This window comes from Streptomyces sp. NPDC006140, from assembly GCF_040628815.1.
Lineage (GTDB): Bacteria > Actinomycetota > Actinomycetes > Streptomycetales > Streptomycetaceae > Streptomyces.
This window is the reverse complement of record NZ_JBEXTS010000009.1, coordinates 250,076-263,134: the sequence shown is the minus strand read 5'-3', so window position 1 is coordinate 263,134 and position 13,059 is coordinate 250,076. Positions and strand designations below refer to the sequence as shown.

Sequence of the window (13,059 nt, the reverse complement as noted above, 5' to 3'; positions counted from 1 at the left end):
CATGCCCCAGCAATCCCCATAGGTTCTTAGGCACGAGAGCAGCGGCCTTCTCGGAGGCCCTGATTCCGTGTTGTACTTGCATATCCGTCGGACTGGTCCACCCAGTCCCCCGAGACGCCGAGAGGAGGCGAGTCCAGTGATCAGCATCAACACCAGCTCCATCAGCACCGTGAAAATGACCGATCGCTCGGCCGTCTCCGCGTGCATGCTCGGCGTTTCGAACCCGGGCACCGGTCTGTCCGGCATTCGTGCCGTCCGTCCGGCGTCCTCCTCCATTGCTCCCGCGGGTCTTCCTGTCCGCGAGCGCAATGAGCGACCGACCAAGGCACTGGAAGCGGCAGTAGCGGCACAGGCGCAGGCCTATGCCTTTGCGGCGACCGGTGCCGGATTCCGGAAGCAGACGACGCAGCACCACCTGATGTGGGCCTTCCGTGGGCCAGAACCCTGGAGTGATCCAGCCTGATTCGATCAGGCCGGCGCCTTCAGGGCCGCGGAACCCCATCCGGGATCCGCGGCCCTTCTGTTTGTCCCTGAACAGGGACGACGGACCGAAGGAGCCTCGGGACAAGAAAAGAACCCGGTACCAGCCGCCCCCCGGCCAACAGGCCGGAACGACCAGACGAGGAAGACGAACCGTGCAACTCGAAGCGCACGTCCCGTCCGTACCGCCTTCCGACACGATCCCCAAGCCCTGCTCCACGGAGGACACCGCCTTGACCCCGCTCACCGCGCTCACCGCGCTCGACGACGCCATCGAGAACCTCGGCGTACCCGTCCCGTGCCGCTCCTACGACCCGGAGGTCTTCTTCGCCGAGTCGCCCGCGGACGTCGAGTACGCCAAGTCCCTCTGCCGCACCTGCCCGCTGGTCGAGGCCTGCCTCGCCGGCGCCAAGGAGCGGCGTGAGCCCTGGGGCGTCTGGGGTGGCGAGCTGTTCGTCCAGGGTGTCGTCGTCGCCCGGAAGCGGCCGCGTGGCCGCCCGCGCAAGAACCCGGTCACAGCATGAACATCGCAGGAACGATCGACCGTCCCCTCACGCACGACCCCCAGAAGCAGGCCCCGATGAAGCCGTCCACTCACGAGCCCGCAGGCTCCGCGACCCAAGACTTCACCACCACCGGCGCGAAGGACTCGCGTCAGAACAGGACCCGAGAGATGCAACTCATCCCAGAAGCCATGGCTCGTGCGCATATGCGCGAGCGACTGCACGAGGCGGAGCGGGAACGCCAGGCCGTGCGCCTGGTGGCCGCCCGCCGGATGCAGCGCAGGGCGGAGCGCGCCTCCCGGCGTGCCCGCCGGGCGCTCGCCATGGCGGTCATGCAGTAGCTCACCGCACCTGAGGCGGTGGCCTCCCGCACCGGGAGGCCGTGCTCTTCCCGCGGGGGCCGGTCCGTGCCGAACGGACCGGCCCCCGCGGTGCGTTGTACTCATGCCGGTGGGGCTGTGGGCACGAAGCAGGTGCGTGGTGCCGGCGATGCCGGTGCGCGGTGTCTCCGCGGGCGTCGGGCGCGGCGTTATCGTCGCCGGGTGACGAGTCCTCCCCGAGGCAGTGACGACGGCTCCACGACGGACCCCCCGCGGCGCTTCGTGTGCGCCCGCTGTGGCACGTCGGCCGAAGCGCCGACCGCAGGGCCGCCCCTCACCTGGACCTGCTCCGTGGAGGACGGCGTCCGCCGCCACTTCTGCGAGACGTGTTCCCGGGAGAACCTCAGGTCGATCGAAGGACGCCTGGACTCGGACTGGTGGTGAAGCGCGGGCACCGGATCAGCGGGTGCCCGCGGGGCTTACGCCTCCGCCACCGACGGCGCGCCGTCCAGCGGGTCCTCCGGGACGAACCCCGGCAGCCACTCCTCCAACTCCTCGCGCAGCCGCACCGTCGACCCCAGCTGACACAGCACGCCGATCGTGCTGAGGGTCACCCGGTGGATCAGCAGGTACGCCGGCGGCAGGTTGAGCTGCTTGCCGAGCTGGTAGGCGGGGGAGCGCGGGTCGGCGATACGGGCCGCCTGGCTGCGCATCCAGCCGCGGGTGAAGGTGAACTCCTCGACCTGGGCCGGTTCGATGATCGGCAGCAGGTAGTCCAGGACCGCCTCCGGATCCAGCTCTATGGTCTCCTTGACGAAGCCCTCCGCGCACAGCAGCTCGTAGACCGCCTCGGATTCGCCGTCCAGCGTCATGCGCAGCGACTCGCCGATGGTGGCCGGCAGACCGCCCGGGAGACGGTCGACCGTCCCGAAGTCCAGGACGCCCAGGCGCCAGTCGTCCTCACCCTCCGGGCCGCCGGGGAGGAGCCGGAAGTTGCCCGGGTGCGGATCCGCGTGCAGCAGGCCGGTGCGGGCGGGGCCGGAGAACAGGAAGCGGGCCAGGAGCTGACCGGCCCGGTCGCGCTGCTCCTGGGTGCCCTCGGAGATGATCTCCGACAGCGGGACGCCGTCGATCCACTCGGTGACCAGGACCTGCTCGGACTGGTGCACGACCTGCGGCACGACCACGTCCGGGTCGTCCGCGAACTCCTCGGCGTGGGCCTGCTGGGCCTGGGCCTCCAGGCCGTAGTCCAGCTCCTCCGAGACGCGGTCCCGCAGCTCCGCGATCAGCGGCTTGATGTCCATGCCGGGGATCAGCGGACCGAGCAGCCGGGAGAAGCGGCTCAGCTGGTTCAGGTCGGACAGCAGGGCCTCGCCGGCGCCCGGGTACTGCACCTTGACCGCCACCTCACGGCCGTCGTGCCACACCCCTCGGTGCACTTGGCCGATCGAGGCCGCCGCGGCGGGCTTGTCCTCGAACTCCAGGAACAACTCGTGCCAGCCTTCGCCGAGCCGCTCCTCCAGCACCGCGTGCACCGTGCGGGTCGGCATCGGGGGCGCCGCCTCCTGGAGCTTGGTCAGCGCGGCACGGTAAGGACCAGCCACCTCCTCGGGCAGCGCCGACTCGAAGACGGACAGGGCCTGCCCGAACTTCATCGCACCGCCCTTGAGCTCGCCGAGCACCTTGAACAGCTGCTCAGCGGTGCGCTGTTGGAGCTCCCGGCCGACGAGCTCCGCCGACTCGCCGACGATCCGCTTGCCGAATCCCCAGGTCGCCCGCCCGGCGATGCCGAGCGGGAGCGCGGCGAGCTTGGCGGTCCGGGTGACCGCCTTCCGGGGAAGATCAGACATGCGCCCTCCAAGTCCCAGCCGGCCGCTCCGCCTCTGCCTCACGGCACTGCTCCGACGGCCGTTGCACCGCCATTGTCTCGTGTGACTCCCCGTCCTGAGAGGGGTGCTCCCCTTTTCCTCTCTCCGCCGCGGCGCACGGGCATGCCGGGTGCGGCAGGACCGGCCGCGCGTGCCAGTGGAGAGCGGGGACGGAGACCTCCCAGCGTGCGCCGGCGCTCGACGGCACCCGGCCGTCCAGGAAGGCGAGTGCGTGGGCGGCCGCCAGTCCGGCCGTGGTCGTGGCCAGCGTCAGGTCGCAGGGCCGCACCTGCCGCTGCCGGCCGGAACGCCACTGTGCCACGAGACGCGGCCAGGCCGGATCCCGGTCGGTGCGGCTCTCGTGCAGACAGCCCGCGCAGCCCGTCTCCCCGGGCAGGACGAAGGGACCGACCACGCCGGTTCCCTCCACGACACCGGCGTACAGATGGGGCGTCCCCGAGGACATCAGGGGCTCGGCGGCGGACAGGTCGGGCGCGTGCACGGCGACATCGTCCCGCGGGGCGATGATCACCAGTGAGAAGCCCGGGTCGCCCTCCTCCGGGGGCGCCTCGGCCGGTGCGCGGCGCGGTGGCCGGCCCGGGGCGGCCCGGCGCACGGCCCGGCGGGCCGCCTCGTCCCGGCGGTCGCCGACGGCCTCCTCCGGCAGTCCGCCCGGGGCGACGTCCCACGGCTCCACACGGCCGACGTCCCGCACGTCGACCTCGCCCACACCGGCTCCCGCCAGCAGCGAGCCCAGGACGGCGCCCACCCGGCCCGCACCCCGCACCTGCACGCGCTGCGAGCGCCGGGCGGCCAGCCGGCCGATCGCGTCGCCGGGTGCCGACGTGGTCAGCGACAGGGAGGCCAGGTCGGGGCGCAGCCGGTCCAGGACCTCCTTCTTCCGCCGCAAGGTGTCGGCCGCCGGGCCGCCACCGCGCGCGTCGTCCAGCAGCCCGGCTTCCGCGAGTCCGCGCACCAGTCGGTCGACATGGCCGTCGGGCAGATCCATGCGGCGGCCCTCCTCGCGGAGCAGCTCCAGCCCCCGTGTGCCGTTCAGCAGGTCGAGGAAACTGCCCGACGCCAGGTCCATCGGGCCGAGCGTCATCGCATGCGCCGGTGTCATCCCGAACTGGACGGTGTTGAGATCACGCCAGCCGCGCCTGAGCGCGGGTTTCACCAACGGATGCATGACAGGCCCCCCGAATGTCATAGATCGTCCCCGTATGCCGGTCCAGCATGTGCGCAGGCCGGATCTGCGGCAGGCACCGCCCTTGGTCCCGGACCGCACCCGCCCGTCGCTTCGCCGACAGCAGCCAGCATGCCGAAACCCGTCGCCGGCTGCCGAAAGTTGTCCACAGGCACGGGTATTCGTCGTACAAATCCGGCGGCCGGTGGTGGCATCGGCAGGGAACCGTCCCCGGAGTCGGGACTTCCCCGTGTGCAGCCGGTAACGTCGGGGCGTGCCCGCCGACCCACTGCACCGCGCCGGAAAGCCACAGCGCAGCACGACGAGCCAGCCGCCGGGCGGCTCGGGGGCGAGCGCGATCGAGGTCCGCAGGAGCGCCCGCCGACGCAGGACGGTCTCCGCGTACCGCGAGGGCGATCGCACCGTGGTGCTCATCCCCGCCCGGATGTCCGAGGCGGAGGAGCAGCGCTGGGTGAACGTCATGCTCGACAAGCTGGCCGCCCAGGAGAGCAAGCGGTCCCTCGGCGACGCCGAGCTGGCGGAGCGGGCCCGGCGGCTCTCGGACCAGTACTTCGACGGACGGGCCAGGCCCGCTTCGGTGCGCTGGGTGACCAACCAGAACACGCGCTGGGGATCCTGTACCCCGGCCGAGGGCAGCATCCGCCTGTCGCACCGCCTGCAGGGCATGCCCGAGTACGTCGTCGACTACGTCCTCTGCCACGAACTCGCGCACCTCCTCGTCCCCGGACACGGGCCCCGCTTCTGGGAACTGCTGGCGGCCTACCCGCGCACCGAGCGGGCGCGGGGCTACCTCGAAGGCGTGGTCGCCGCCGAGCGGTTGCCCCATGTGCCCGGCGCGAGGGACGAGACCTCTGCGGGGTGAGTGACCGCTTTCCGTCGGCGAGCAGCCGATACGGCCGAGCGCGGGTTCTGTACCGGGTCTGTACCGACATCGTCCGGTGTCCGGATTTGCCGTTAGCCTGGCGCGACGCACTCACGTTCTGGATGGGGGACGGTCGTTACGCATGGCCAGGGAATTCCAACGCGGCCACAAGGCCAGGATCAGTGACCTCACCGCGGGCACGGATCTGTACGTAGGCGTGCAGATCACCGGCCCCGGCCTGAGTTTCGACATCAGCTGCTTCGGCCTCGACGCCGACGAACGGCTCTCGGACGAGCGGTACTTCGTCTTCTACAACCAGCCGAAGTCCCCCGAGGAGGCCATTCAGCTCCTCGGCGCCCAGGCCGGCGACACGGAGTCCTTCCGGGTGACGCTCGACCGCGTCCCGCCGCAGATCCAGAAGCTGTCCTTCACGGCGACGATCGACGGCGCCGGGCAGATGTCGCAGATCGCCCCCGGCTACCTCCGCATCGTCGCGGGCGGCGAGGAGGTGGCCCGCTACCCCTTCGACGGCTCGGAGTTCTCCACCGAACGGGCCGTGATGCTGGGCGACTTCTACCTCAAGGACGTCTGGCGGTTCGCCGCGGTCGGGCAGGGCTTCGACGGCGGTCTCGACGCCCTGCTGAAGAACTTCGGCGGCGAGGTGGCCGAGGAGGAGACGCCCGCGCCCACCCCGCAGCAGCCGCAGGCCGACGCCGCCCCGGGCTTCGCCCCGCCCGCCTTCGCAGTCCCCGGCACACCGGAACCCGCCCCGGCTGCCGCCCCGGCTCCGGCCCCCACCCCGGCAGCGCCTCCGGCCCCGGCCCCCGCGCCGGCCCCCCAGCCCGCCGCACAGGGCTTCGCGCCCCCACCCGGAGCGACTCCGCCCGGAGCGCCCCCGCCTGGAGCGACTCCGCCCGGCACCCCGCCGCCGGCCCCGGCGCCCGCACCCCAGGTGCACGCCGCCCCGACCATCGTCGCGCCCATGAACACCCCGCCCGGCGGCTCCCCGGTGCCGCCCCCGGCCCCGGCGCCCGCACCGTACGGCCAGCCCGGCCAGCAGCCGCCGGCGTACGGCCAGGTACCCGGCCAGACGGCCCCGCCGCCTCCCGGTTACGGTCAGCCGCAGGCACCTCAGGCCCCGGCCCCGCCGCCCGGCTACGGCCAGCCCACCCCGCCGCCCGGCTACGGCCAGCCCACGCCGCCCCCGGGCTACGGCCAGCAGCCGCCGTTCGGGCAGGCCCCCTACGGAGCCCCGCAGACGGCCCCGCAGGCTGTCCCGCAGCAGGGCGCCCCGCAGGCCGCCGCTCCCCAGGGCCCGGGCGTGGCCGCCGCGCTCCAGCAGTTCAAGGAGACCCCCACCGGGCAGCGCTGGACGCAGCAGAACAAGAAGCTCGTCCGCGTCGACCTCGGCATCGGCGGGCAGCCCGTACTGGCCCGGCAGGGCAGCATGGTGCTCTACCAGGGAAAGGTCGACTTCAGCTACAAGGGCGCGGGCTTCGCCGGCCGGATCGTGGGCAACGCGACCGGCCAGGAGATGCAGCTGATGCGCTGCACCGGCCAGGGGCAGGTCTTCCTCGCCGAGAACTCGACGATGCTGCACCCCATCGAGCTCCAGGGCGACGCCATCTGCGTCTCCGCCGAGAACGTCCTCGCGTTCGACGAGAGCCTCACCTACGAGGTCCGCCGCATCGAGGGCCACGGCATCCCCGGCGGCGCGCTGTTCACGATGCAGTTCCAGGGCACCGGCACGATCGTCGTGAAGACGCACGGCACGCCCGTGGTGCTGCCCGTCACGCCCACCACGTTCGCCGACTGCAACGCGGTGGTCGCCTGGTCGGCCGCGGCCCAGGTCGTCGTCTCCAGCCAGGTGCGGATGCGCCGCAACGCCTACCCCGGCGACACCGGGGAGAGCGTCAACCTCCAGTTCCGGGGAGCGCCCGGCAACTTCATCGTCGTCCAGCCGTACGAGGTCTGAGGGAGCCCGTCATGACACAGCAGCTCGCGGGCCACGCCCCCGCACCCGTCACCGCCCGCATGGAGAACCACGGCAACCACATGCTGAAGGTCGCCATGCAGACCGGGAACGACCTCCTCGCGCGCGTGGGGTCGATGGTCGCCTACGAAGGGTTCGTCCAGTACGAGCCCAACCCGCCGGCCGTGCGCCAGATCGCCAAGGACTGGATGACCGGCGAGGGCGCGCCCCTGATGAAGTGCTCCGGCGACGGCCTGCTCTACCTCGCCGACTACGGGGCGAACGTCGTCGTCATCAATCTCAACGGCGACGGAATCTCGGTCAACGCCACCAACCTGCTCGCCTTCGACGCCCACCTCACCTGGGGTGTCGAGCGGGTCAAGGGCCTGGCCAAGTTCGCCGGGCAGGGCCTGTGGAACACGAAGATCTCCGGGCAGGGCTGGGTCGCGCTGACCTCCCGGGGCAAGCCGATCGTCGTCGACTGCGGAGGCGGCGAGGACGAGACGTACGTCGACCCCGACGCGCTCGTCGCCTGGTCCCCGAACCTCAAGGTGAAGGGCAAGCGCAGCTTCCGGGCCCAGTCGCTGATCGGCCGCGGCAGCGGCGAGGCCTACCAGATGGCCTTCTCCGGTCAGGGCATCGTCGTCGTCCAGCCCAGCGAGGACAGCACCGACCGCCTCCGGGTCCGGGGCTGAGGGGGAGCCAGAAAGCCATGCAGAGCCCGATTTTCGCCTACAACGAGCAGCAGACCCAGGACCGCTGGAGCCTGCAGAACAAGCAGATGCTGCGCGTCGCCCTGGAGGGCCACAACGACATCCTGGCCCGCAAGGGCACCATGGTCGCCTACCAGGGCCTCGTCGAGTTCGACGCCGAGTTCCAGAGCAACCAGCAGTCACGCGCGCGTGCGCAGACCGGCGAGGGCCTCGACCTGATGCGCTGCCACGGGCAGGGCACGGTCTACCTCGCCAACCTCAAGCAGCACGTCCACGTCATGGAGGTCGAGCAGGACGGCCTCACCGTCGACAGCAGTTACGTGCTGGCGATGGACTCCTCGCTGCACCACGAGGTCATCGCCGTCGACAGCCTGTACGGCATCTCCGGCTCGGGGAAGTACCAGCTCAACATCACCGGCCGGGGCAAGATCGCCCTGATGACCTCGGGCATGCCGCTGCTGCTGCAGGTGACGCCCGACAAGTACGTCAACTGCGACGCCGACGCGATCGTCGCCTGGTCGACGAGCCTGCGCGTGCAGATGCAGGCCCAGACGCACTCCTCGGGGGTGTGGCGGAGGCGCGGCAGCACCGGCGAGGGCTGGGAGCTGAGCTTCATGGGCAGCGGCTTCGCCCTCGTCCAGCCCAGCGAGCTGCTGCCGCCGCAGAACGCCCAGATCGGCTCGGGCCTCGCCGCGCAGTACGGCATGGGGCAGCAGGGGGCACGGGGGCAGAACCAGGGCAACGTCTGGAGCTGAGCGCTCCGCGGGTTCGGCCGATCGGGTCCGGGGGGCTGTGCGGTCGGGTCTTGGCTGCGGGCCGCCCGTGGCTCGTCGCGCAGTTCCCCGCGCCCCTGAAGGGGCGACCGCCACGGCGGTCGCCCCTCACAGCTCAGACCGCGAGCCTCGCCCGCGTCGCCTCCAGCAGGCGTACGACCGACGTGTCGGCCACGTCCGTCACCTCGTCGTACCCGAACCAGCGCACGTCGAGCGACTCGTCGCTGATCTCGTGCGCGGCGTCCGGCGGTGCCAGGGCCGCGTACTGGACGTCGAAGTGCCAGTGGCACGGCGCCGGGATCGGGTGCCGGTCCAGGCGCACCGGGCCGCCCGGCAGCAGCGAGAGCCCCGAGACGCCGGACTCCTCCGTCGCCTCCCGCAGGGCCGTGGCGGCGAGCGTGGCGTCGCCCGGCTCGCAGTGGCCGCCCATCTGGAGCCACATCCGCAGCTTCCGGTGCAGGGTCAGCAGCACCCGGCCGGCCTCGGGGTCGATCACCAGGGCGCTCGCCGTGAGGTGGCCGGCGTGGCACGCCTTCCACAGGCCGTCCGGGTGCTGCGCCAGGTGGTCCAGGTAGGCCTGGCGCAGGTCCGTCTGGTCCTCGTACTCCTTCAGCACGAGGACCGCGTCGTCGTACAGGCTCACTCGGCGTCGTCGCCCTTGGTCTTGTCCTCGCCGCTGTCCTCGCCCGTGTCCCGCTTCCTCAGGTCGGGCTTGTCCGCCGCCTCGCCGAGCATCTTGTCCAGCTCGGAGAAGTCGATCTGCTCGCGGTGCACGAAGCCGTCCGGGTCGTCCAGGTCGGTCGCCGTCGGCAGCATGTCGGGGTGGGCCCACAGGGCGTCCCGGCCGTCGACCCCGCGCGCGTCCGTGAGCGAGGCCCACAGACGGGAGGCGTCGCGCAGGCGGCGCGGGCGCAGTTCCAGGCCGATCAGCGTGGCGAACGTCTGCTCGGCCGGGCCGCCCGAGGCGCGGCGGCGGCGCAGCGTCTCGCGCAGGGCGTCGGCGGACGACAGACGGGGCTTCGCGGCGGCGTGGACCACCGCGTCCACCCAGCCCTCGACGAGCGCCAGAGCCGTCTCCAGACGGGCCAGGGCGGCCTTCTGCTCGGGCGTGTCCTCCGGCTGGAACATGCCCTGCTGGAGGGCTTCCTGCAGCTGCTCGGGGTTCTGCGGGTCGAACTGGCCGACCACGTCCTCCAGCTTGGCCGTGTCCACCTTGATCCCGCGCGCGTAGCCGTCGACCGCGCCGAACAGGTGCGAGCGCAGCCACGGCACATGCGCGAAGAGGCGCTGGTGGGCGGCCTCGCGCAGGGCGAGGTACAGCCGTACCTCCTCCTGGGGGACGCTCAGGTCCTTGCCGAACGTCTCGATGTTCACCGGCAGCAGCGCGGCCTTGCCGGCCGGGCCGAGCGGCAGGCCGATGTCGGACGAGCCGACGACCTCACCGGCGAGCACGCCGACGGCCTGCCCGATCTGCGTGCCGAACATGGCGCCGCCCATCGAGCGCATCATGCCGATCAGCGGGCCGGCCATGGCCTGCATCTCCTCCGGCAGGACGTCGCCCATGGCCGTGCCGACGCGCTCGGCGACCGGGTCGACGAGCTCCTTCCAGGCGGGCAGGGTCGCCTCGACCCACTCCGCGCGGCTCCAGGCCACGGCGGAGCCGGCGCCCGACGGCAGGGACGTGGCGTCGTCGAGCCAGAGGTCGGCGAGGCGCACGGCCTCCTCGACGGCCCGGCGCTCGGCGGGGCCGACACTCGTGTCCTTGGTGCCGTCAGGGCTGCCCTGGGAGACCGTCTGGCGGGCGATCTGCTTGGCCATGTCCCAGTTCACCGGGCCGCCCTCGTAGGAGAGCATCTGGCCCAGCTGCTGGAACGCGGCGCCCAGGTCGGTGGGGTTCAGCGAGCCGAACATGGCTGCGAACGGGTTGTCCGCACCGGGGCCGCCGGGTCCGCCGCCAAAGCCTCCGGCTCCGGGCAGGCCGCCGAAACCGAACGGGTTGGCAGGTCCCTGACCACCACCGCTCTGCTGGTCCTTCTTCTTGCCCTCGTCGCCGTCGTCCGGCTCCTCCGGCGGAAGGCCGAATCCGAATGGGGTGTCACTCACGGGATTCCTCGGCTGGTAGGGCCGCCGGTTCTTTCCGGCGGCACGGCTGCCCGACAACACCACCCAGCGTAGACACCTGGAGCGGATCGGGCCTCGGTGCTTCGCCGACTGACGGCCTGCGGCAGGATGGATGCCACCTGGTACGCACGCGTCGCACGCGCTCGTACTGAAGACAACCGCTGGAGACGCCCGGTGAGTTCCCCAGATCCGCAGGTTCGCGCAGCGCGAAACCAGTCAACCAGTTCCGCGAGCCCCGCGGCGCGCGGGCCTGTCGTCGCGGTCACCGGCGCCGCGTACGGCGTCGGAGCGCTGCTCACGGAGCAGCTCGCCGCGTCCGACGAGGTCAAGCAGGTCGTGGCCATCGACGAGCGGCGCGGCGAGTGCGCGGCGGCGCAGTGGCACATCCTGGACGTCCGGGACCCGGCCATCGCGGACAAGCTGCGCGGCGCCGACGTGGTGGTCCACCTGGCCCTCGATCTCGACCTGGAGACCGACGCGGCCGCCCGAACGGCCTACAACGTACGGGGGACGCAGACCGTCCTGACGGCGGCCGCGGCGGCCGGCGTGCACCGGGTGGTGCTGTGCACCTCGGCGATGGTCTACGGGGCACTGCCGGACAACGAGCTGCCGCTGTCGGAGGACGCGGAACTGCGGGCCACGGCGGAGGCGACGGGCGTCGGCGACCTGCTGGAGATCGAGCGGCTGGCGCGGCGGGCGCCACGGGCCCACCCGGGGCTCAATGTCACGGTGGTGCGGCCGGCCGTCCTGGTGGGCGGCACGGACACCGCTCTGACCAGGTATTTCGAGTCCCCTCGGCTGCTGGTCGTCGCCGGGTCGCGGCCCGCGTGGCAGTTCTGCCACGTCGAGGACCTGTGCAGCGCGCTGGAGTACGCCGTCCTGGAGAAGGTCGACGGGGAACTCGCCGTCGGGTGCGACGGGTGGCTGGAGCAGGAGGAAGTGGAGGAGCTCAGCGGCATCCGGCGGATGGAGCTGCCGTCGGCGGTCGCCCTGGGCGCGGCGGCACGGCTGCACCGGATCGGACTCACGCCCTCTCCGGCGGGGGACCTGGCGTACACGATGTACCCCTGGGTGGTGAGCGGGAGCCGGCTGCACGACGCCGGGTGGCGGCCGCAGTACACCAACGAGGAAGTGCTGGCGGAGCTCCTCGAGGAGGTCTCGGGCCGGCACACGGTGGCCGGGCGGCGGCTGGGCCGCAAGGACGCGACGGCCGCGGGTGCCGCGGGTGCGACCGTGGCGCTGCTGGGTGCGGCGGCGGTGGTCCGGCGAGCGCGGAAGGCGCGGCGGCGGATCTGACCGACGCCCTGTAGGACACTCCAAACGCGCACGCGCGCGTGCCGGTCGATAGCTCTATTCCGAGCTGTCGGTCCTGTGCGGCACGATGGAGGCATGGCATCCACGAACGATCATCCAGGCGAGCAGGGCGCGCAGGACCCGGTCAAGCTGATCGGGATTCGGGACACGGCCCTCTCCGTGGACGAGGTGTTCCGGGCGGTCGGGGACGACGCGGCCGGCGGCACCGCGCTCTTCGTGGGGACCGTGCGCAACCACGACGGCGGAGCCGACGTGGCGGCACTGGGCTATTCGTGCCACCCCAGCGCCGAGGCCGAGATGCGGCGGATCGCCGAGAAGGTCGTCGCCGAGTTCCCGGTGCGGGCGCTGGCGGCCGTGCACCGGGTGGGGGACCTCCGGGTCGGTGACCTCGCCGTGGTCGTCGCCGTCTCGTGTCCGCATCGCGGTGAGGCCTTCGAGGCCTGCCGCAAGCTGATCGACGACCTCAAGCACGAGGTGCCCATCTGGAAGCACCAGAGGTTCTCCGACGGCACCGAGGAGTGGGTCGGCGCCTGCTGACCGGAACCGGCCGGAGACCTGGTGATTCCGGAAGCCGCCTTCCGGTTGCGTAACCGCACCCCTGGCGTGAGCGTTGTCACTGCGGATGGTTAATCTGCTGATCAGTCAGTTGCGGACGCTCAATGGGGTTGGAGGTCGGCATGGCGGCGCTCGCCTGGTTGCTGATTCCGCTTGTGGCTGCGATCGGCGCGGGCCTGTGGGGCAGTTGGGCCAACCGGACCCGCAAGGTCCGTGGAGACGGCCCCGAGCTCATCGGTTACGCCCGCTTCCGCGAGGCCATGGAGAAGCCCCGGCCGGGTAGCTGACGGCCGAGAAACAGCAGGTCACAGAGGCCTGAGCGCGCAGGGCCGCCCCGGACGGGCGGCCCTGACGGTGCGCTGACAGGACCG

15 protein-coding genes are annotated in these 13,059 nt (G+C 72.0%); 11 read left to right on the top strand and 4 right to left on the bottom strand.

All coding sequences use genetic code 11. The features are described 5' to 3' along the window. Positions 1–136 precede the first annotated feature (136 nt). The 4 genes from ABZ386_RS24115 (at position 137) to ABZ386_RS24100 (ending at position 1,747) form a co-directional block, all read left to right on the top strand. On the top strand, positions 137–463 hold the full coding sequence (locus ABZ386_RS24115) for a hypothetical protein (RefSeq protein WP_356615228.1): 327 nt from the start codon (positions 137–139) through the stop codon (positions 461–463). 172 nt (positions 464–635) lie between these two features. Then, on the top strand, positions 636–1,004 hold the full coding sequence (locus ABZ386_RS24110; protein ID WP_114255190.1) for a WhiB family transcriptional regulator: 369 nt from the start codon (positions 636–638) through the stop codon (positions 1,002–1,004). After that, on the top strand, positions 1,001–1,324 hold the full coding sequence (locus ABZ386_RS24105) for a hypothetical protein (RefSeq protein ID WP_114255191.1): 324 nt from the start codon (positions 1,001–1,003) through the stop codon (positions 1,322–1,324). The genes ABZ386_RS24110 and ABZ386_RS24105 overlap by 4 nt, the downstream gene beginning before the upstream one ends. A gap of 201 nt (positions 1,325–1,525) precedes the next feature. After that, entirely contained in the window at positions 1,526–1,747 is a 222-nt protein-coding gene (locus ABZ386_RS24100; RefSeq protein ID WP_351342221.1) for a hypothetical protein, read from the top strand. A gap of 35 nt (positions 1,748–1,782) precedes the next feature. Here the strand turns inward: ABZ386_RS24100 and ABZ386_RS24095 are convergent, their stop codons facing one another. Together ABZ386_RS24095 and ABZ386_RS24090 are read right to left on the bottom strand one after the other, a co-directional pair. After that, entirely contained in the window at positions 1,783–3,153 is a 1,371-nt protein-coding gene (locus ABZ386_RS24095) for an AarF/ABC1/UbiB kinase family protein (protein ID WP_114255192.1), read from the bottom strand. Continuing rightward, positions 3,146–4,360 (bottom strand): TOMM precursor leader peptide-binding protein, encoded by a 1,215-nt coding sequence (locus ABZ386_RS24090; protein WP_358965792.1) that lies wholly within the window; start codon positions 4,358–4,360, stop codon positions 3,146–3,148. Before ABZ386_RS24090 ends, ABZ386_RS24095 begins: the two co-directional genes overlap by 8 nt. A gap of 271 nt (positions 4,361–4,631) precedes the next feature. On the opposite strand from ABZ386_RS24090, the gene ABZ386_RS24085 reads away from it, so the two are divergent. The 4 genes from ABZ386_RS24085 to ABZ386_RS24070 all read left to right on the top strand — a co-directional run bounded on the left by ABZ386_RS24085 (position 4,632) and on the right by ABZ386_RS24070 (position 8,680). Next, complete coding sequence (locus tag ABZ386_RS24085; protein WP_355728288.1) at positions 4,632–5,240, top strand: M48 family metallopeptidase; 609 nt, start codon at positions 4,632–4,634, stop codon at positions 5,238–5,240. A 142-nt stretch (positions 5,241–5,382) separates the two neighbouring features. Continuing rightward, on the top strand, positions 5,383–7,215 hold the full coding sequence (locus ABZ386_RS24080; RefSeq protein WP_358965790.1) for a TerD family protein: 1,833 nt from the start codon (positions 5,383–5,385) through the stop codon (positions 7,213–7,215). Between the two features lie 11 nt (positions 7,216–7,226). Next, on the top strand, positions 7,227–7,907 hold the full coding sequence (locus tag ABZ386_RS24075; protein WP_031112077.1) for an AIM24 family protein: 681 nt from the start codon (positions 7,227–7,229) through the stop codon (positions 7,905–7,907). A gap of 17 nt (positions 7,908–7,924) precedes the next feature. Next, a complete protein-coding gene (locus ABZ386_RS24070; protein ID WP_358965788.1) occupies positions 7,925–8,680 on the top strand; it encodes an AIM24 family protein in 756 nt (251 codons plus the stop codon). Between the two features lie 133 nt (positions 8,681–8,813). On the opposite strand, the gene ABZ386_RS24065 is transcribed toward ABZ386_RS24070, so the two are convergent. Then, the gene (locus tag ABZ386_RS24065) at positions 8,814–9,341 is read right to left on the bottom strand and encodes an NUDIX hydrolase (RefSeq protein ID WP_356501921.1); all 528 of its coding nucleotides are present in this window, start codon (positions 9,339–9,341) and stop codon (positions 8,814–8,816) included. After that, on the bottom strand, positions 9,338–10,801 hold the full coding sequence (locus ABZ386_RS24060; RefSeq protein ID WP_355715120.1) for a zinc-dependent metalloprotease: 1,464 nt from the start codon (positions 10,799–10,801) through the stop codon (positions 9,338–9,340). Before ABZ386_RS24060 ends, ABZ386_RS24065 begins: the two co-directional genes overlap by 4 nt. Before the next feature lie 192 nt (positions 10,802–10,993). Here ABZ386_RS24060 and ABZ386_RS24055 point away from each other — a divergent pair, with 192 nt between their 5' ends. The 3 genes from ABZ386_RS24055 to ABZ386_RS24045 all read left to right on the top strand — a co-directional run bounded on the left by ABZ386_RS24055 (position 10,994) and on the right by ABZ386_RS24045 (position 12,975). After that, positions 10,994–12,115 carry an SDR family oxidoreductase gene (locus ABZ386_RS24055; protein ID WP_031114360.1) on the top strand — a complete coding sequence of 374 codons (1,122 nt, stop codon included), beginning with the start codon at positions 10,994–10,996 and terminating at the stop codon, positions 12,113–12,115. Positions 12,116–12,208: 93 nt separating this feature from the next. Next, entirely contained in the window at positions 12,209–12,670 is a 462-nt protein-coding gene (locus ABZ386_RS24050; protein WP_358965786.1) for a molybdenum cofactor biosynthesis protein MoaE, read from the top strand. A gap of 140 nt (positions 12,671–12,810) precedes the next feature. Further along, positions 12,811–12,975: a hypothetical protein gene (locus tag ABZ386_RS24045; RefSeq protein WP_190049437.1), complete on the top strand. Its 165-nt coding sequence runs from the start codon at positions 12,811–12,813 to the stop codon at positions 12,973–12,975. Positions 12,976–13,059: the final 84 nt, after the last annotated feature.

Bases quoted from the DNA above. Each gene is read 5' to 3' on its own strand.
- ABZ386_RS24070 (WP_358965788.1), top strand. From the start codon at position 7,925: ATGCAGAGCCCGATTTTCGCCTACAACGAGCAGCAGACCCAGGACCGC.
- ABZ386_RS24050 (WP_358965786.1), top strand. From the start codon at position 12,209: ATGGCATCCACGAACGATCATCCAGGCGAGCAGGGCGCGCAGGACCCG.
- ABZ386_RS24095 (WP_114255192.1), bottom strand. From the start codon at position 3,153: ATGTCTGATCTTCCCCGGAAGGCGGTCACCCGGACCGCCAAGCTCGCC.
- ABZ386_RS24090 (WP_358965792.1), bottom strand. From the start codon at position 4,360: ATGCATCCGTTGGTGAAACCCGCGCTCAGGCGCGGCTGGCGTGATCTC.
- ABZ386_RS24105 (WP_114255191.1), top strand. From the start codon at position 1,001: ATGAACATCGCAGGAACGATCGACCGTCCCCTCACGCACGACCCCCAG.
- ABZ386_RS24075 (WP_031112077.1), top strand. From the start codon at position 7,227: ATGACACAGCAGCTCGCGGGCCACGCCCCCGCACCCGTCACCGCCCGC.
- ABZ386_RS24080 (WP_358965790.1), top strand. From the start codon at position 5,383: ATGGCCAGGGAATTCCAACGCGGCCACAAGGCCAGGATCAGTGACCTC.
- ABZ386_RS24045 (WP_190049437.1), top strand. From the start codon at position 12,811: ATGGCGGCGCTCGCCTGGTTGCTGATTCCGCTTGTGGCTGCGATCGGC.